We start from the raw sequence: 18,782 nt of genomic DNA on the forward strand, positions 1-18,782 counted from the left end.
GAGGTGCATCATGAACAGCGAATTTGATTATATTATCGTTGGCGCCGGTTCAGCAGGTTGTGTACTTGCAAACCGCCTGAGTGCCGATAGTAACAACCGGGTGTTGTTACTTGAGACCGGCGGCAGTGATAAAAGTATTTTTATTCAAATGCCTACGGCGCTGTCTATCCCTATGAATACCAGCAAATATGCTTGGCAATTCCACACTGAGGCAGAGCCGTATTTAGATAATCGCAAAATGCATTGTCCTCGCGGCAAAGTACTCGGTGGCTCATCATCTATCAACGGCATGGTGTATGTACGCGGTCACGCCAAAGACTTTGACGAATGGCAACAACACGGTGCACAAGGCTGGAGCTATCAGGACTGCTTACCTTATTTCAAAAAGGCCGAGCAGTGGTACCTCGGCGGTGACAGCTATCGTGGTGGCGATGGTCCATTGGGCGTAAATAACGGCAACAACATGAAAAACCCGTTGTATAAAGCCTTTGTTGATGCCGGTCAGCAAGCAGGCTATGCCTTTAGCAAAGATTATAATGGTGCACAGCAAGAGGGCTTTGGCCCTATGCACATGACCGTAAAAGACGGCAAACGTTGTTCGGCGGCGCGTGCCTATCTGGATCCGGTCAAAGAGCGTAGCAATCTCACCATCGTCACTCATGCGAAAGCGCAAAAAGTGTTACTAGAGGGCAAACAAGCTCGTGGCATTCAGTATCGCGTTGGTGGCAAAGTTCATAAAGCCATGGCCAACAAAGAAGTGATTTTAAGTGCCGGGCCCATTGGCTCTCCACATTTGTTGCAGTTGTCTGGCATCGGTGACAAAGCCCATTTAGATAATGCCGGTATTCCCTGTACACACCATTTACCCGGTGTGGGTCAGAACCTGCAAGATCACTTGGAGTTTTATTTCCAATTTAAGTGTAAGCAACCTATTACCCTCAATGGCAAGCTTGGGCTGTTTTCAAAAGCCATGATCGGGGCCCGCTGGTTATTATTCAAAGATGGCTTAGGGGCGACCAACCACTTTGAATCATGTGGCTTTATTCGCTCTAAAGAAGGGGTTGAGTGGCCTGATCTACAGTATCACTTTTTACCTGCGGCGATTCGTTACGATGGCAAGAGTGCCTTCGCTGGCCATGGCTTCCAAGTCCATATTGGTCACAATAAGCCGAAAAGTCGTGGTCATGTGTTGGTTAAAAACAGCGACCCTGACTGTGCGCCAAAAATTCAATTTAATTACCTTCAACACCCGGACGATATCGAAGGCTTTCGTGCCTGCGTGCGCCTAACGCGCGAAATTATTAATCAAAATGCATTTGATGCATTCCGCGATGAGGAAATTCAACCGGGTACTGATGTGCAAACAGATGAGCAAATTGATGCCTTTGTGCGCCAAGCCGTTGAAAGTGCCTACCACCCTTCTTGCTCGTGCAAAATGGGTGAAGATGAAATGGCCGTGGTTGATAGTCAGGCAAAGGTACATGGTGTTGAGGGTCTGCGTGTGGTTGACTCCTCAATTTTCCCGACCATTCCTAATGGCAACTTAAATGCGCCCACCATTATGGTAGCGGAAAAGGCAGCCGACCATATCTTAGGAAAGACTCCGCTTGCGTCGCAGCATGTTGAAGTGGTCAACGACCCGCAATGGCAGCAGCGACAGCGTAGCCAAACTCTGTAACTAATACGATTTCACAAGGCTTTCTTGGTGCAGCTCAATAGCTGCGCCCTGGGCGCCTTATATTTTAAAAACAACAAAATGGAGAAAATATGAACTATTTCTACTTATATTGGGAGGGTGATAATGACTTTATGGCTTAGTGCTGGCATTTTATTTACCCTACTCGCTATCGTCTTTATCTTGGCGAAATGGGGGAATGTGCAGTGCGTGGGTGTCACCCCAGTACGAACCTTCACCTTTATTGCTATCTTGTTCACCTCCGGCCTGGATGTGGGACTGATCATGTTCCCATTGACCGAGTTTGGCGGTTATGCAGACATAAACGCAAGCCCAGAATATGCATTCACTAATCCGCTCGCCATTGAGTTTGGTTTTTGGGGCTTTTTCATCTGGAGTTTTTACTTCCTCACCTGCTTTTATTTCTGCGTAATTGAGCCCAAAGTAAAGTTCTTTGAGATCCCTTGGGTGAAGTTTATTAATAACGTGGTGATTATTGGCACTTGTGCCTTTACCGCTTCATTATTGTTGGCCAACTTACCATGGTATTTGCCTAGCATCGGTGATGGCGAGAGCATCATTCCGTTATTTTACCTCATCGTCTTTGCCGCTATTGCCTTTTCTGTTTACTCCAGTACCGACATTAAATATGTACGTGTATTGAGTGTATCCACGACGTGGGTCTTTATTGGTCTTATCGCCTTTATGTGGGGCAGCGCCTTCTTATGGGGTGATAGCGCCATGGGTGAGTACGCTCAGTCAGTGGCCATGCTGGGAGGCTATTTCGGCAACATCCACGAATTTATCTTCCCTATCAATGATTACCACGCCTTCTACCTGTTTTGGTGGTTCGCATGGAGCATCATGATTGGCCAATTTACCGCCCGCTTTGTCGGTGGTCTTAAAACCTATCAGGTGCTAGCAGCAATGTTGATCTTCCCCTCTATTCCAATTGCGCTGTGGTTTGCGGTGTTATACCACTATCACGATGCAGGGCTAGATACGACGGGTATCCGTAACTTCGCCATGGTGTTTGTCGGCATTATCTTCGTGATCAACTCGTTGGACTCATTAATCCGTCTTTATAGTGACAACCTCAATCTGACGACTAAGCGTCTGGGTAAATGGCGTTACATGGGCTTTCATTTTCTAGCCTTAGCAGCGCTGACACTGTTGTTTACTTTTGACTTCTTACAAATCCAATGGGTCGGTGCCTTGGTAATTGGTCTATTCTTTAGTTGTTTAGGCTACATTTTGTACACCAAATTCAAAACCGTGAGCAACATCGATAGCTCACCAAAAGAAAACCGTCTTGATTATAAAAAAATAGAATCCGTACATTAGGAGCAATGATGAGAAAAACAATTTACTCTTTAAGCGCAATCTCGTTAATGATGGCCTCACAGGTCGCATTGGCTGATTGGTCAGCAACAATTACTGGTGCTAGCGACTACACCTTTAATGGTGTAAGCCAAACTGAAAACGACCCAGCGCTGCAAGGGAGCATTGATTACGCTGCCGATAACGGTTTCTACGCCGGCAGCTGGGCGTCAAACGTCGACTTTGGCGATGGCACTGACTTAGAATGGGATTTCTACGTCGGCCAATTTCGCCAGTTGAACAACCAGCTGTCTGTGGATTATGGTATCGCTTATTACAGTTATCACGGCGCATCTAGCTCCAGTGACGGTAACTATTTTGAAGCCTACACCAAATTTGCCTATGACTCGCAACTGGGTACTACCGAGGCCAACTTCTGGTACACCTGGGATTACTTTGGCACCGATGCTGGCCATGTTATCTCCATGCTAGCTCATAACTATGCACTGGCAGAGGGTCATAACTTGCGCTTAAGCGTAGACGCGTCAAACTCGCTAGATGGCGATAAGTTCGCGTGGCAAGCGGATGGCAAATCCTACGTACATTACCGTCTCGCCTATCAAACCTCCTATTCAGGCTTTGATTTCGAGTTGGCGGCAGAAGATACCAACCTTGATAGCGAATACGCTGATGAGCGCTTGGTACTGTCAGTGAGCAAAACGTTCTCACTGTAAATCCCCACAATGGGCGCCGACCATGGCGCCTATTTTATTAACGCTAAAACCTCTTTAAATTGCGGATGCTCGCAACTGTGCATCCATCCGAATATAGCCGTTTCTGCAGAGCATACCTGCACGCCAGCTTGACGCAGTTGCAAAAGCGCCCATTGTTTGTTTTCTTGTTTTCGTGAACACACCGCATCGGCTATCACACTCACTGTGTAGCCCTTGGCCAATAAATCCATTGCCGTGAAGTAGACACAGACATGACTTTCCATACCACATAAATAGATGTGCTGGTGCGAGCCTAATGCTTGCTCAAAATCTTTATGCTGGGCGGCACTGAACGTTGTTTTGGTAATATAGTTGGCGTTCCCTATTTTAAGTTGTGCATCGGTTGGCCCAAGACCTTCAGGGTATTGCTCTGTCACCACACAATGAATATCAAGGCAGTGACTGGCGCTAAGTAGCAACTGCACCTGAGCACGTATATGGGTGTACTCGCTCATAGCGGGTGCTAACTTAGCCTGCATATCAACAACCACTAAGGTTGCATTTTGTGCATTATTGTTCATTAAACGCTCCACTTTGTTCCTTTTTGTTTTCCGAAATTCATCATAAGGTGTGGTTTTTTCAAAGTAAAATTATAAAGATATAGTGACGAACCAAGGTTCTATGCTAAATTTATGTATTATTGTTAACGATTAGTTGATGCCTAAATGCCCTGAGGGATTTAAGGCTAATATGTTGGTTTCAACTTCAATTGGGGTCAGCCATTGCGTCGTCTACATAGCGCATGTATTACTGTGCTTTTCATGCTTTTGCATTTATTTGCTACACCCTCACAGGCACACGTCAACGATGCTGGATACGGCTATCAGCTCCAACGTTTATCCACTGATGAGGGCTTGTCTCAGGGCTCGGTTAGTGCCATAGCCCAAGACGATTTCGGCTATATGTGGTTCGCCACAGGGCGCGGTTTAAATCGCTACGACGGCTATAAGGTAACGCTTTTTGAGAGCCAACACTCGGCACTAAGTAGTGACTTTATTTTGACCATGCTTAAACTAGCAAATGGCAAACTACTCGTGTCGACGCAGTTCAGCGGCGTGTACTTGGTCGACCCGGCCACGCTCACTTCCGAGCAAATCATTGCCAACACCCTTAGTGAACACAAGATAGACTATGTTGCCGTCTCTGCCATCGCTCAAGATCCCCTGAACCCTGAGCGAGTTTGGCTTGGCTTAAATCACCATATTTTCAGTCTCGATTTAACCGATAACTCACTCACTCATGCCTTTAGTATTACCAATGAAACCCATATCATCCGCGCCTTGCTGCCACACCAAGATGGGCTTTATGTCGGTGCATCCAATGGCCTTTACCATTACCAACAAGGCCGAGTGAAGCAAATTAACTACCTACCCAAGAGCGAAGCGCCGAGCGGCGATCAGCAAAACGTGAAACTGTTGCGCTTTGACAGTGAATTTGGCCTGATGATCGGCACGGTAGAAGGCTTGTACAGCATGAGCCTCTCAAGCCCCAACACATTTAAAACATTATTGCCAAGCTACAACATATGGGGCTTCCAACGCTATGGGCTTAATGACTTTATCGCCACAGATGAGGGCTTAAAACAATTTAGTCGGCAATCTTTGCGCGCACAAACACTGGTCCAATTTAGTAAATCGCGTTTTGCTGTCAGCGACAACAGTATCCAAGTACTCTTTCGTGATAAAGGTGGCATGTTGTGGCTTAGCTCTCGCTCCCAAGGAGTATTCTCGTGGTCGCCGCTGTCTATGCGTTTTCGCCAGCGAACGCTTCCTAGCGGCCAATATAAACATGGGCATATCGCTTGGGGGATGCATGAGCAGGCCGATGGTACATTGTGGGTGGGCAGCGATAACGGCCTCAACCGTCTCAGTGCCAATGGTGAGAGTGAGGCATATTTGGTCAATAAGGACGATAAGCTCGCCATTGGCCAACAAACTATCTATCGTATTTTTCCAGCCACACATCAACCAGACTCGCTATGGTTAGATTCGAGCTACGGCAGTGAGCTATTTAATACTAAAACCAACACTTTGACACACCCGTTAGAAAAAGCAGATAGACCACAAAGCTTCGACCCCCAGAGTTACTATGGCGGGCTTGTGCAGTTACCTGACAATCGGGCGTTTTTTATCGCGCCCAGTGGCTTTTATATGTATGACCCCGAGGCTAACCGCATTACCGATGTGCCAGCACTGAATCGCGCGCTTTTGCCTGATTTAGCCACGCACTTTCTATCGCCACTGCCTAATCACCCGAACGACCCACTGCTTAGTCATAGCGGTACACTTTATCGCTATGACACCTCGCGCCAACAAGTTGAGGTGGTTTATGAATCCGCCAACACGAATCCACAGCACTTTAATTATATTGATGGCTGGACGGTCGATCAGAATAATTCCTTGTGGTTGAGCATCGATAACGAGGGCTTAGTTGCTCTTGATATGGAAACACTTGAGGTTCGCGCCCGAATAGGCCTTGAACAAGGGTTAAAGAACCTTGGCGTGTATACGCCAGTGGTGGATGATTTAGGTTACTTGTGGTTTGGTTCCAACAACGGCTTGTATCGATTAAATATAAATTCTGAACACGTGCGCTATTTTACCGTAGAAGATGGCCTATCCGCATCGGAGTTTAACGCCTTTGCGGTACTTAAGCGAAACAATGGCGAGCTAGTATTTGGTACCGTAAAAGGGTTATTGGAAATAGACCCGACAGACTTCGTCTCTGGCAACACCCAGTATATTGCACCACCACCGCAAATCACAGATATTGATTTATTATCTCGTTCAATCGATTACTCCCCTATCAGTTATATTGATAAGCCGCTGCAGTTACAGCACGACGACCTAGGGCTGACAATATCCTTTTCTAGTTTTAACTTTTTACACCGCAGCCAAGTGCGCTACCGCATTAGTTTATCGGGTGCGAGCGACTTTACTTATAACGATTACAAAGACAACACCTTACAGTTTGCTAAACTTAACCCCGGGCGCCATGAACTAAGCATTCGTGCTTTCGACCCTGTCTCCGGCAAGTACTCACGTGAGGCGCGTCTTATTGTTAATGTGGCCTACGCACCATGGCGTTCGCCGCTTGCAAAAACCATGTATGCCTTGCTCACCATTGCGATTATTGGCGCTTGGCTGATGTACTTACGCGCACAACAACGCAAACTACGTGACGCCCACAGTGTAGCGGTCAACTCGCAACAGCAAACCAACCTAGCTCTGCAAAGCAGTAACAGCGGGGTGTGGCACTACTATGTATCTGAGCGCCAATTTGCGCAGCGGCGTCTGAGTGACGAGCTCGGTTATGCTAACAGTTTTTTGAGCTGCTCATTTGAGCAACATGCCGAACTTATTCATCCTCATGATGTGGAGCGCTATCGTACCCAGTGGAAGCGCTTTTTAAAACAAGGAGAGCAAGGCACTTGGGAGTGCACCTATCGCATTGCTCACAGCAGTGGTGAATGGCTGTGGTATCACGAAGTTGGGCGCATTACCGAATGCGACCTACAGGGGCAAGCGCGAGTAGTATCAGGCATCTATACCAATATCACCGACGCGAAAGCCTCAGCGCAGCAAGCCACAGTATTAGGTGAAGCCATCAGCCAGATCAGCGATTGGTTACTGATTTTAGATGAGCATATGCAGCCGTTCTCGGCCAATCATAGTTTCCTGCAAGCCTTTGCCAGCAAACAAGCGCCACAACTTAATATTCAGCCATTTGTGCGTGCTCTAGGTAAACACAAATATAAGAAGTACATGAGTATCATCGGCCGCCTAAAAGCGGGGCAGAACTGGCGCTGTGAAGAACAGATTCGCACCAAGCATAACCGCCACCATCCGGTGCAAATAAGCGTCACTGCGGTGTGCCGTGATAATAACGACAACCGTGATGAGGTGAGCTACTACGTCATCGTGATCACCGATTTGACCGAGCAAAAGCGTGCTGAAGACGAGTTACGCTACTTAGCCAATTACGACCCCTTAACTGGGTTACCGAATCGCACTATGATGCGTTCAAAAATATCCCAAGCAATTGACTACGCGAAAGAAAACGCCTCACTGTTAGCCTTATTATTTATTGATTTGGACAAATTTAAGCCGGTAAATGATTCGTTTGGCCATGCCGTTGGTGACCAAGTACTGTGCTGCATTTGTGAACGCATCAGCGAACAATTAGACGACAATGCGCTGCTCGCGCGTCAAAGTGGCGATGAGTTCTTGTTACTTATAGAACATGTCCATTCACCACAGATGCTCAGTGAATTTGCTGAGCACTTAGCCAAGGTGTTAGAGCAACCCATAAAAATTGGCAATATCACTATCAATATCTCTGTCAGTGTGGGGATTGCCCTGTCTCCTTTCGATGCGGATAACGCCGAAGATCTTATTCGTAATGCCGATATGGCGATGATCCATGCCAAGAATGCAGGGCGTAATGGCTATAAGTTCTTCACCGAACAAATGAACAACCGCATTACCCATAAACTAATGCTAGAAAATGCGTTACAAGATGCCTATCGCGATGAGGTGTTACTTAACCACTACCAGCCCATTGTGCATGACTTCCAAAAACGCATTGTAGGTGTGGAGCTACTGCTGCGCTGGCCACATGAAGGCACATTTATCTCTCCAGGAGAATTTATCCCCATCGCCGAGGAGATAGGCTTAATCGATGCCATTACCGAGCAAGCACTACACAGAGCCCTGCGCGATTTAAAGCCTTGGTTTGAGAGCTCTGATGATTTCTATTTATCTTTGAACCTGTCGCCTATTCATATCTTAAAGTCGAACTTAAGCGACCGCCTACAAGATATATTGGCACTTCACCATGTTAGCCCCACACAGCTTCGCTTGGAGATCACCGAAAATACGCTACTCGAGGATAAAACCAAAGCGGCAGAGCAACTTAACCGCTTACACAGCGCCGGATTCAAACTTTTCCTCGATGACTTTGGCACTGGTTTCTCATCACTGACCTATTTGAGTCAATTCCCTATTGATGTCATTAAGATAGACCAAAGCTTTGTACGGCAAATTGGGGTAAACCCAACCAATGAATCCATCATTCGCACCATTCACAACTTGGCGCGTAGCCTTGGCTTATACTGTATCGCCGAGGGAGTGGAGACCAGAGAGCAAATCTTTTTCCTCAATAAGTTAGGGTGTCACCATTTACAAGGGTTCTTCTTTGCTCGACCAGTGGACGCACAAACACTGCTATCGAGTGAGTTTATCGATGGCGTGATTGATAAAACCAAGAGTTTGTAGTGCTTGAGTGTCGTCGATGCTTTGAGTTTACCCTTAGTTAGTGGGAAATTTTTAACACAGCGCGAATACTGCGGTGCAACTCGTGCGCTTGCAGTGGCTTGGACACGAAAGCATTCATCCCCGCCGCCAAACAACGGTTTTTGTCCTCTTCATAGGCGTTGGCAGTAATCGCGATAACTGGCATGACGCCATATTTATGCGGCTCTTTGCGAATATGTTGGGTACATTGATACCCATCCATGTGCGGCATTTGACAATCCATGAGCACCACATCATAGCGTTGCTGATGGAGCATATCCAAAGCGTGTACCCCATCTTGAGCGATGGCCACCTCACAGCCCAAAGGTTCAAGCATCTTGGCAAGGACTAATTGATTTACAGCGTTGTCCTCAACCACAAGGACGTGTCGCTCAGTTAAATCAGGCGCCGAGAGTTCGCTATGTTGGTCCATCTCGACGTGCTCACAGGCAGGCGCTTTGATGGTAAAACGAAAGCAGCTGCCTTCTCCTTCAGCGCTGGAAACGCAGATATCGCCGCCCATTTTTTGTACCAAAGAGCGGCAGATTGCCAGCCCCAGACCAGTGCCCCCGTACCGCCGAGCTGTTGACACATCAGCCTGAGTAAATTCCGTAAAGATGCGTGCTTGCTGCTCTGCGCTCATGCCTATGCCAGTATCACGCACCGCCACCTGAAGCTCATCATCGCGGTATTGCACGCTAAGGACAATCTCTCCTCGCTCGGTGAATTTTTTCGCGTTGCTTAATAAGTTGGTGATCACTTGGTTGAGTCTGAGCTCATCAACACGAATACTAGAGGGCACATTCGCGGCTATATCGCACGCAAAGCCCACCTCTTTGTTGTCGTTGGCGCTATGAAATACCTGCTCTACGTGAGTGAAAAATGCTCGAGTAGCCAGTGGCTGTGCGTTCAACTCCAAGGCATTAGCTTCAATTTTACTAAAATCCAGTATGTCGTTAAGAATTTGCAGTAGGTTTTGTGCACTTGCACCCAAGGTGGTTAAATACTGGCGTTGCTGGGCGCTCAGCTGCGAGTCTTGCAGCAAAATGTCGGTGATCCCGAGCACACCGTTCATGGGTGTACGCAGCTCATGGCTCATATTAGCTAAAAACTGTGACTTTGCTCGGCTGGCCTGGTTTGCTCTATGCACCGCAGTCTTGAGCTCTGCAGTTTGCTCTTGTACTTTACGCTCCAACTCTTGGTTAAAGCGCGTTAGTTGTTTGTTCAAATCGCGGTTGCGGTCATCGGATTGTGCTAACTGCTCAAAACTCTGCTGCAGTTGCACCACCAGTGAATCAAACTGTTCGTGTAGTTGCTGAACTTCATGCCACTCGTGTTGGCTAAGCGGCGTCTTATTTGGCAGCATCGGGTAGCGCTGCATTACTTGGGTTAAAAAATTAAGTGGCGCAACCAATCTTTGGCTTAGCTGGCGAATGAAAATCCCCGCCAGCAGCAAGAGTACCAGCGTAAGCAACAACACATACAGCCAGGTTGAAGCGACCACAGTGTTTACATGAAGGCGGTTCATCATAGCGATGACCGTCCAACCTGTTTGGGAGCTATTAAGTGACCGGCTGTAATACAGCTCATTGTTAACAGAGCGGTACAAAGCGCTTGAATCACCGTTAAACTCCGCTAAAGCAGGTTGCTCGAGATGGCTTAGCACTTTGAAAGTATTTACACTGCTATACACCACGTGATTGTTGGCATCCATTACCAGCAATTCCCCTTGTTGCTCGAACAAGTAGGGCTGAAAGCGACGAAAAGACTCTAATCGCAGCGACCCCTCAATCACGCCTGCAAACTGTTGTTTTTCGTATATCGGTGCCGAGATGCCAACAATGGGGTTGTCACCTAAACCTCGACCGCGAAAAGCACTGGAAATATAGCCGTTAGGGTGGCTATGCGCTTGCGTGAAATAATCGCGGTCAGTCACATCTCGCTGCTGTGCGGAGAGCCCATCAAGAAGCGACTTGGGCCATCCCACATACGCCACCCCTTGCTGATTAATCAGCACTGTAGAAATAAAGCCAGGGTACATTTGCCCTAAATGACTAAGCTGCCAACGCTCATCAACACCTTGCGCCAAGGTATCGCGCGCCGAAACAATGGCATTTTGATGTTGTTCTAGGTAGCTATCTATTTGTTGCGAGACCCTATCTGCATGGGCGCGTAATTGTGTATTGACCTCATACTCTATACGCTCATAGTGATCGTTAACCAAAATCACGGTCGTCAACAACACCACCAATAGAATCAATACACTGACCACGTAGCTGAGGATATGTTTGAGCGAGTTTTGCCGATAGTGCCAAACTATAAAGGGTAAAAAGTAGCTTAATAGGTCAACTACAGCTAATGAAATAATGGCGTTAAGTAAATACTTGAAAATAGCAGTGGTAAGCGATAACCACGGCAACTCGACCATCCAATGACCAAAAACCACCAGCAGCGGCAAACCAATCAGCAACCAAAAGACCCCACCCCATGGCAATAAAGGACGCCTTAAGCGGCGACAACAAAACCAATGCAGCCATATCAACTCGAGCAAAAATGCGATACTGGGCCAAGCATGTTGCCAGCGATAAAAGATAAAAGCAGAGGCGATAGCCAAGGTGATAACACTGTAGCGTAAGCCCAAGGCAACGAGGCTCAGCAACACAAAAATTTGCCCAAATAAAAACTCGGAGCTGTCCAAAAACCATACAGGAATTAGGTGCGTCAACCCGCCAATCAGGCCGAGTAAGCAAGCCACCATGAACTTGTTGCTGCTTTGAAGTCCGGTGCGAATTGTGCTCATTTGTAGGAAAGCTTAAAAACTTATAGGAACTGCGTAGTCTTAGTGTTGTACACAGTGATGCGCTTGTCCATCTTCGGAATGCGGATGGGCCTCTATTTGCAGTACGCTGTGCTCAACATTAAAGCGTTGTTTTAACATCTGTTCGGCATTGTTTCGACAGACTGCATCATGAGCCGCGACAGTACATTGATGTTTCAATACGATATGTGCGCCAACGGCGAGCTGCTTGTCAATTCGAGATACGGTCACATTGTGCACACTGTGTACGTGAGCAAGTTTCGTCATCGCCTTTTCAATAGCTTGTGCACTAGGCAAACGCCCTTCTTGATTCTGCAATCGCTTTATACACTGCACAATAAGGCGCAAACCGGTGAATAACACGAAGACGGCAATCACCATACTAAACAGCACATCCAATTGCTGCCACCCAGTGAGCGCGATAGTGACACCGGCCACTAAGGTACTGACGGTGGAGAGTAAATCAAAGAAAGTATGGAGAAACACCGCGTACACATTAATGCTGTCTTTGCGGCCCTTGTATAACACCCAAGCGGCGCATCCATGAAAGACAAAGCCGATACTTGAAACCCACGCCATAATGGTGGTGTTAACGTCTTTGTGATGCCCCTCATGCATTTCAAAATACCGCTCAGAACCAAGAAACAAAATGGTTAAGCTAATTCCCAAATACAGGCTGCCATTAATAAGCCCGCCCACTAATTCGGCTTTTTTATAGCCTTCATTAAAGTTGCGTGCCAAATGAATGGCGATAGAGGAGGCCAAAATAGCGATAAATAACGTGCTGTTGTGCACAAATAAATGACCGGCATCGGCGAACACCGCTAGAGAGTTTGCGTGATAAGCTCCTATTAGCTGGATGACCATAAAGCTACAGGTTATAGCGAGCGCAATAAGTAAGCGTTTGCGAGAAGCCTGGTGTGTGGTGATGTCGGTCATGCGCGCCGGATGATACTCGGGAATGATATATAGTCGCAATTGTACTTGTTTTGCGACTATATTACACCCGTTTTCATCACCGCCCGTTGTGAATGCACAAGACTTGCTCATAAAAGAGTGATAGGCGCCACTGCCCGCTTTGGAACCAATCACCGCTCTAACTTGCCGGTCATATCGATAACTAAATTTCCCTAAAAATCATCCATGTGTAACTTTTTTGTTAAATCATCATTGAAACTATGCTTTTTTTAGCTAATCTCAAAGTCGCGTGGCGACACAACAGGACTGAAGGATTGCTCTTGTGTGTAACCAAAACGCAAAAACACATTTATATAAGGAAATATAATTATGAAACTAGTGAAATCACTCTCTACTGTGGCCTGTGTTATCGGCCTATCTCTTGCTTCAACCTCCTCTGTATTAGCTGCGTCTTCGACCTCGGTAGTCGGTACTTGGCGCAACCATGTCAATTGGAATTGTAATACTGCGGGCTCAACGCCGATTACCGCTGCGTTATTTACAATTAATGCCGATGGCACATGGAGCTACCCATACGGAGGCGGTAACTGGTGGCAAGAGGAGGGATTGGTGATCATCTCTTTCGATAGCTACCCGACTTTGCAGTACGTGGGTAATGTGACTAAAGATGCCGTTGTTGGCATTCAAGGCTACTCCGACAATCCAGGTTCTCGCGGCTGCTTCTATTTGTTGCGTGAACAAGCGGGTAAAGCCAGCGACGTTAAACACTACGTCGATGGTAAGGATGCGGTTACCAATCGTTGATCACTTTTATGGCGGTGCCCTATACACCGCCTTTTGCCCTTATTGCCCATTGCTGCGCAAATAAAATTCATGCTAAGTTGCTGAGGTAGTAATTAAAAGCGTATGCAGGGTTTTACCTATCTCCAATTCATCTCTAAGCCATGCCCTTGTTGTTGAAGGGGGCGCGATGCGTGGTATTTTTGCCACCGGCGTACTCGATACGTGGCTACAACAGCACTACCAGCCCTTTGATATGTATTTTGGAGTGTCCGCTGGCGCAACCAATATCGCTGCTTATTTGTGCCAACAACACCAGCGCAACTATAAGGTGATCACGGATTACTCGTGCCGACCTGAATTTATTAATTACCTACGTTTTGCACGCGGCGGGCACCTGTTTGATTTGGATTGGCTATGGCAACAGACCATTGCTGATATCCGCTTAGATTTAGCGACATTTGCGAAGCAAGTGGCACCATTTTATGTGGTGGCCACCAACATCGCCAACGGTCAAGCGGAGTATTTAAAAGCCAATGCCGATAATTTAGAAGCGATTTTAAAAGCCTCTTGTGCGCTGCCTTTGGCCTATCGCGATTACCCGCAAATTGGCGATAAGCAATATACCGATGGGGGGTTGAGCGATTCCATCCCCGTGCAACAGGCTTACTTACAAGGAGCGAAACGCATCACCGTGATTTTGTCCCAGCCGTTGGGCTATCGCAAAAAACCGAGTCGCTCACACTGGGTGACACGACGCTTACTGCGCGATACCCCGGCGCTGATCAGTGCCTCGAGCCGCCGAGCAGAGGGATATAACCAAAGCTTAGAATTTATCCATTCACCGCCGCCGGATTGTCATATCAAGGTCATTGCCCCCGAACCAGAGTTTGCTGTGGGCAGAACCACACGCGACGCCGCCAAATTACGCCACGGCTACACTTTGGGCTGCCAGCAAGGGCTAGACTATTTGCAGCGGCTAAGCATCAATTAGCGAGTGCGTATTTAGACCACAAAGGCTTTCACTTGCTGTTGCAGGCTATCAGCGAGCTGCGCCAATTCTTTACTGGCATCGGCATTTTGCTGTGAGCTTTGCGATACGCTGGTAATGCTGTCGTTAAATTCATTAATGTTTTGGCTTATCTCCGCAGCCACTGTCGTTTGCTCTTCGGTGGCTGTAGATACTTGTAAATTCATATCGGCAATGTCAGCGACCGCTTCACGAATACGGTTAATGGCGGTTGCCGATTCTTGGCTATGATGCTCACTTTCTTTGGCGCTGTCATCGGCACTCTGCATCGCTGCCACCGCCTGGCCAGCCATATCCTGCAGCTTGGCGATCATGGTATTGATATTTTCAGTGGCCTGTTGAGTATTGTGTGCCAGTGTACGCACTTCATCAGCGACCACCGCAAAGCCACGCCCTGAATCTCCGGCGCGGGCAGCTTCAATGGCAGCATTCAGCGCTAGCAAGTTGGTCTGCTCAGCCACCCCTTGAATCATGAGCACCACTTGGTTGATCTCATTTGACTGGGCATTAAGCTCACCAATCAATTGGGCGTTTTGCGCAACAATACGAGATAAAGTGCGAATAGCCTCAAGGTTATCATCAATGGTTTGACTGCCCTGCTCTGCCAAGCCATCAGCAGATGCAGCATGTTGCGAGGTATTTTGCGCGTTTTGAGCCACTTCTTGAATCGCTGCACTCATTTGTGTAATGGCGGTGGCTATCATCGCACTTTGTTGCTCTTGCTGGGTTGCAGTCGAGGCCACCTGCGCGCTGATCGCTTGCATTTGTTCTGACGCCGATGACAACGTCAATGTCGCACCCGTAACGTCAGTAACCAAAGTGTGGATTCGGCTAAGCATATGATTGAAGTGCTCAGCTGTGGTGGCTATTTCGTCTTTCCCGGTGACTTTGGCACGCAGGGTCAAATCGGCTTGCTCGGCAATGGTTTGAATAGTGCCCTGCAAGTGGCTCAAAGGCCCATGAATCGAGCGGTAGATAAACCAAGCCAATAAAGCCATAAAGGCAATGGTCAAGATGATAAAGACTAACAATAAGGTGGTGACGTGGGAAACTTGCTCATCGGCACTGTCGCGGAACCGCTGCGCTTCTGATAGCTGCAAATCGATAAGTGCCGCGTAGCTGCCACTGAGTGGGTCAAAAACACTGTAAAGTTCGGCTACAAATTGCGACTGGTCCATCGCTTTAAAAGTACCATTTTCTATGGCCCCCATGTATGTATCAATTTTCTCGGCCACTGGCGCGAGGTACTCATCCACCTCTTCGGTTAAGCGCTGCTCTTCGGATGTGAGTTTGGTTTGTAAATAGTCCTGCCAATGCTGCTGTGCGGTGGCTTTCGCCTGCTCAATCAAAGATATAACTTGCGGTTTGTCGATAACGCCTGCGCGATACTTATGCAATAGATCGACAATGTTGACCGCGTAATTATCTGACACCACTTTAATTTGCTTTAATGGCACCACCCTATCTTTATAAATACTGTCAACGCCCTCGCCAATGGTATTAAGTTGGGACATACTCAGCGCCGCTGAAATAATAAGTAATACAATTGGAATTATGGACAAAATAATCAGTCGCATCTTCACAGACATGGTATTGAGCATGGGACACCCTCGTAATTTAAACTAAGATTTTTGTGCCTATCCATGCACTTCATGCAACAGCAGTTGCTACTTAATTATTTTCGAAGATAGGCAAATGCGCCAATCCAGTTTAAAAATTACTGTTCTCACCCCGAGATAATATTTAAAAACGAGTGTGATTAGCGATTCATGCTAACCCATATGTGATGAATACTTTGGACGACAGCTGGTCTTTTAATGGCCGCGAACCCAACCAATACTTAACAAGTAACGATTGCCTAGGGTGACTTTCGTAACTGCATGCTCACTGATATCGGGGCGAAATAACTTGATTCGTTTAGAGCTGTAAATAGGCGTTTTACAAACAAACTGACCGCCACAGCGTGCTTGTTTGAGGATAATATTAAGCCGATAATGTCTGCCTGCGGTTACTTTGTCAGTGTGCGTGGGCACCTCACAGCCTTGTGGGAACTTGAGCAAGTAGACATCGAATTTTAGCGGCCACCATGCCCTTGCCAGCAACATTTTCTCATAACCGCTTTTCTGGCGGCCTTTTTGCCATCTAAAAAGTGTATTGAACATGCGCATAATCACCTTAGGAACTCACTATCTTTTGCAATACTCAGTTATTCACTTATTTCATTACGGTCGCCATGGCGCGCAGGGATAGAGGCGACAAAAAGTGCAAATCAACCAAATTTGGCTGCCAGCCTTGAGCCAGGTGTTAAGCTTTGTTGAGCATCGCACAGGGCTGGCCCACTAAATAGCCATGTACTAATTGCTTAATTTTATCTTGTAACCATCTTGGGCCGTGATCCGAAAGATCATTATGGCGAGCGTCAGGTATTTGCACTACGCAGATGTCGCTTTGCACTGTGTTTGCAGGTAACACTCCTTCATCGGCAGCAAAGTCGCTTGCCCGAATTGAGAATATGTTGATATCGGTATTTCTAGGTAAAGGAACGCGGCGGTGATCCAATGTAATTATTGATTTAATATAAGGCTTCTTTTCATTTCCTAGCCACGAAGAAATATCGCCACCATTGGAATGCCCAATTAAAAGCAGCTCATTAAACGCATAGTTCAAATAGCGAGACTGAAGCTGGCTCTTAAGAAACGCCAATGTCTTGGCACCCCTGACCCAATTCTCGCGTCGAGTCTCGTATAGATTCCCCGTTACCGACAGTGGCGGATCTTGAGGGAGCTCGTGAGCGACAGAAACCACCATATAGCCCAACTCACGAAGCTGCTCCTCTAAAAAAGAATACTGGGTGTGAGCAACACCGTACCCCGCGCTGAGAAATGCGACAGCACACTTGCTCTCGATGGTGCAGTCCTGCTCATTAATTGGATAAGATATTTTAACAGGAATGCCTCTATCCCTAGCTTCATCATAGATAATCTCTGCTTGCACCAGGGGGATACAAAAAATAGGGATAAGTAGCCATATATACAGGTACTTCATTTTCTCTCCTTAAGGCCTCGCACCCTACTCAATGGGCAAAGTTACTCATGGTATTTTCTTATTACCGCAATTTTGCCGTCTTCAATTTCCAATACTTCCATCATGACTTGGCTATATTCTATCGGTTGATTATTTTCAGGGTGGGTGCCCTTAGCGTAGTTTTTATATCTTATAGCCACTGCTGAGTGGTTAAATGTAAATACATCCAATAGCTCTGCATTGTATTCGCTGTGGGCGCCAAGATAAAAAGTCATCCCTTTTCTCATTGCCTCTTTGCCATTTGGTAAGCGCGAATCATCTGTCACCCAAGGTAAGTGCGAATGCCCAACATCCTCTGTAAGTAAATTAAGATGGGTCTCCAGCTCTTTTTTTGTTGCTCCTGGGCTTTGCGTGGCAACCATGGTATCGAAATACTTTTGAGCAAGTTCATTTAGATCAATTTTTGTCTCTTTGGCGGATAACGATGCTGAAACCAAAATTGATACTGCAAAGAATAGGTATTTTTTCATTGAAAACTCCGTTTTCGGTTAATTCATATAACATGTTTATAAAGACCCAGTCGCGTTCCTCGAAGCCAGTAATGCGATTGAATTCAAGCGACTCATTGGCAAATTTGTCCAAAGCGAGCACTGAATGTCACCATAGGTTTGGGTAATGTGACGAGTTACACCATTGTACGATTACAGTAAGTGGCCATTTCAAAGTCACTGATGTTCATCGCGATATTCGGAACATTCGGAAATAAAGTTACCAGCTTTGATACCACTTGCTGCGATAGCATCGCCTTTTGCTCAGTCGTCCTGCCTTGCATGATGGAGGCGAAAACATGAATGAAGGGCTCTCGCTTATTACCTACAGAGTATTTTTCGAAAGAATTTATTCTGACTTTAATATCACGTTCATCAAACAAATTGGTAGCACCAGCTTGCAAAAAAAGTTGTTCAATAATAAAGGCTTCATCATGGGAGACGAAGATGTCCTGTGAGCAATCCATTACAAAATGTGGCATTAATCCTCCGCCGACGGTCTGACTAACAGGTATTGTCCCTGCTTTACACGCTAGCATACCTTGTAAAATTGAAATTCGCTAATGAAGGTAAAGCAATGAAAAATAAACTGAAAAATGACA

At 46.7% G+C, this 18,782-nt stretch carries 14 protein-coding genes; 6 read left to right on the forward strand and 8 right to left on the reverse strand.

Going from position 1 to position 18,782, the window contains the following annotated elements:
• Nucleotides 1-10: 10 nt before the first annotated feature.
• From betA to W04_RS10760, 3 genes are all read left to right on the forward strand, one after another.
• Nucleotides 11-1,678, forward strand: coding sequence for a choline dehydrogenase (betA, locus tag W04_RS10750; protein ID WP_053910822.1), 1,668 nt, complete (start codon nucleotides 11-13; stop codon nucleotides 1,676-1,678).
• A gap of 123 nt (nucleotides 1,679-1,801) precedes the next feature.
• The gene (locus tag W04_RS10755) at nucleotides 1,802-3,019 is read left to right on the forward strand and encodes a BCCT family transporter (RefSeq protein ID WP_022944617.1); all 1,218 of its coding nucleotides are present in this window, start codon (nucleotides 1,802-1,804) and stop codon (nucleotides 3,017-3,019) included.
• An 8-nt stretch (nucleotides 3,020-3,027) separates the two neighbouring features.
• Nucleotides 3,028-3,729, forward strand: coding sequence for a TorF family putative porin (locus tag W04_RS10760; protein WP_138542787.1), 702 nt, complete (start codon nucleotides 3,028-3,030; stop codon nucleotides 3,727-3,729).
• Nucleotides 3,730-3,758: 29 nt separating this feature from the next.
• Here the strand turns inward: W04_RS10760 and W04_RS10765 are convergent, their stop codons facing one another.
• The gene (locus W04_RS10765) at nucleotides 3,759-4,289 is read right to left on the reverse strand and encodes an isochorismatase family protein (RefSeq protein ID WP_130145775.1); all 531 of its coding nucleotides are present in this window, start codon (nucleotides 4,287-4,289) and stop codon (nucleotides 3,759-3,761) included.
• A 240-nt stretch (nucleotides 4,290-4,529) separates the two neighbouring features.
• On the opposite strand from W04_RS10765, the gene W04_RS10770 reads away from it, so the two are divergent.
• Nucleotides 4,530-9,044, forward strand: a complete 4,515-nt coding sequence (locus W04_RS10770; RefSeq protein WP_053910824.1) for an EAL domain-containing protein — start codon at nucleotides 4,530-4,532, stop codon at nucleotides 9,042-9,044.
• Nucleotides 9,045-9,081: 37 nt separating this feature from the next.
• Here the strand turns inward: W04_RS10770 and W04_RS10775 are convergent, their stop codons facing one another.
• Complete coding sequence (locus tag W04_RS10775) at nucleotides 9,082-11,862, reverse strand: hybrid sensor histidine kinase/response regulator (protein ID WP_053910825.1); 2,781 nt, start codon at nucleotides 11,860-11,862, stop codon at nucleotides 9,082-9,084.
• A 39-nt stretch (nucleotides 11,863-11,901) separates the two neighbouring features.
• The gene (locus W04_RS10780; protein ID WP_045979060.1) at nucleotides 11,902-12,819 is read right to left on the reverse strand and encodes a cation diffusion facilitator family transporter; all 918 of its coding nucleotides are present in this window, start codon (nucleotides 12,817-12,819) and stop codon (nucleotides 11,902-11,904) included.
• Between the two features lie 348 nt (nucleotides 12,820-13,167).
• On the opposite strand from W04_RS10780, the gene W04_RS10785 reads away from it, so the two are divergent.
• Complete coding sequence (locus W04_RS10785; protein ID WP_022944611.1) at nucleotides 13,168-13,602, forward strand: hypothetical protein; 435 nt, start codon at nucleotides 13,168-13,170, stop codon at nucleotides 13,600-13,602.
• Between the two features lie 118 nt (nucleotides 13,603-13,720).
• Nucleotides 13,721-14,572: a patatin family protein gene (locus tag W04_RS10790; protein ID WP_082342210.1), complete on the forward strand. Its 852-nt coding sequence runs from the start codon at nucleotides 13,721-13,723 to the stop codon at nucleotides 14,570-14,572.
• Nucleotides 14,573-14,583: 11 nt separating this feature from the next.
• On the opposite strand, the gene W04_RS10795 is transcribed toward W04_RS10790, so the two are convergent.
• The 5 genes from W04_RS10795 to W04_RS10815 all read right to left on the reverse strand — a co-directional run bounded on the left by W04_RS10795 (nucleotide 14,584) and on the right by W04_RS10815 (nucleotide 18,662).
• Nucleotides 14,584-16,209, reverse strand: coding sequence for a methyl-accepting chemotaxis protein (locus W04_RS10795; RefSeq protein WP_053910827.1), 1,626 nt, complete (start codon nucleotides 16,207-16,209; stop codon nucleotides 14,584-14,586).
• 213 nt (nucleotides 16,210-16,422) lie between these two features.
• Nucleotides 16,423-16,770 (reverse strand): 2OG-Fe(II) oxygenase, encoded by a 348-nt coding sequence (locus tag W04_RS10800; protein WP_373432700.1) that lies wholly within the window; start codon nucleotides 16,768-16,770, stop codon nucleotides 16,423-16,425.
• Nucleotides 16,771-16,912: 142 nt separating this feature from the next.
• Nucleotides 16,913-17,653 carry an alpha/beta hydrolase gene (locus W04_RS10805; protein WP_045978978.1) on the reverse strand — a complete coding sequence of 247 codons (741 nt, stop codon included), beginning with the start codon at nucleotides 17,651-17,653 and terminating at the stop codon, nucleotides 16,913-16,915.
• Between the two features lie 41 nt (nucleotides 17,654-17,694).
• Nucleotides 17,695-18,162 (reverse strand): nuclear transport factor 2 family protein, encoded by a 468-nt coding sequence (locus W04_RS10810; RefSeq protein WP_045978977.1) that lies wholly within the window; start codon nucleotides 18,160-18,162, stop codon nucleotides 17,695-17,697.
• 155 nt (nucleotides 18,163-18,317) lie between these two features.
• Nucleotides 18,318-18,662 carry a 5-carboxymethyl-2-hydroxymuconate Delta-isomerase gene (locus W04_RS10815; protein WP_053910829.1) on the reverse strand — a complete coding sequence of 115 codons (345 nt, stop codon included), beginning with the start codon at nucleotides 18,660-18,662 and terminating at the stop codon, nucleotides 18,318-18,320.
• Between the last annotated feature and the right edge of the window lie 120 nt (nucleotides 18,663-18,782).

The sequence above is a fragment of the Pseudoalteromonas sp. SW0106-04 genome (genome assembly GCF_001293805.1).
GTDB lineage: Bacteria > Pseudomonadota > Gammaproteobacteria > Enterobacterales > Alteromonadaceae > Pseudoalteromonas > Pseudoalteromonas ruthenica.

Excerpts from the sequence above, each read along its gene's own strand:
- betA (WP_053910822.1), top strand. The coding sequence starts at position 11 with ATGAACAGCGAATTTGATTATATTATCGTTGGCGCCGGTTCAGCAGGT.
- W04_RS10755 (WP_022944617.1), top strand. The coding sequence starts at position 1,802 with ATGACTTTATGGCTTAGTGCTGGCATTTTATTTACCCTACTCGCTATC.
- W04_RS10760 (WP_138542787.1), top strand. The coding sequence starts at position 3,028 with ATGAGAAAAACAATTTACTCTTTAAGCGCAATCTCGTTAATGATGGCC.
- W04_RS10765 (WP_130145775.1), bottom strand. The coding sequence starts at position 4,289 with ATGAACAATAATGCACAAAATGCAACCTTAGTGGTTGTTGATATGCAG.
- W04_RS10770 (WP_053910824.1), top strand. The coding sequence starts at position 4,530 with ATGCTTTTGCATTTATTTGCTACACCCTCACAGGCACACGTCAACGAT.
- W04_RS10775 (WP_053910825.1), bottom strand. The coding sequence starts at position 11,862 with ATGAGCACAATTCGCACCGGACTTCAAAGCAGCAACAAGTTCATGGTG.
- W04_RS10780 (WP_045979060.1), bottom strand. The coding sequence starts at position 12,819 with ATGACCGACATCACCACACACCAGGCTTCTCGCAAACGCTTACTTATT.
- W04_RS10785 (WP_022944611.1), top strand. The coding sequence starts at position 13,168 with ATGAAACTAGTGAAATCACTCTCTACTGTGGCCTGTGTTATCGGCCTA.
- W04_RS10795 (WP_053910827.1), bottom strand. The coding sequence starts at position 16,209 with ATGCTCAATACCATGTCTGTGAAGATGCGACTGATTATTTTGTCCATA.
- W04_RS10800 (WP_373432700.1), bottom strand. The coding sequence starts at position 16,770 with ATGTTCAATACACTTTTTAGATGGCAAAAAGGCCGCCAGAAAAGCGGT.
- W04_RS10805 (WP_045978978.1), bottom strand. The coding sequence starts at position 17,653 with ATGAAGTACCTGTATATATGGCTACTTATCCCTATTTTTTGTATCCCC.
- W04_RS10810 (WP_045978977.1), bottom strand. The coding sequence starts at position 18,162 with ATGAAAAAATACCTATTCTTTGCAGTATCAATTTTGGTTTCAGCATCG.
- W04_RS10815 (WP_053910829.1), bottom strand. The coding sequence starts at position 18,662 with ATGCCACATTTTGTAATGGATTGCTCACAGGACATCTTCGTCTCCCAT.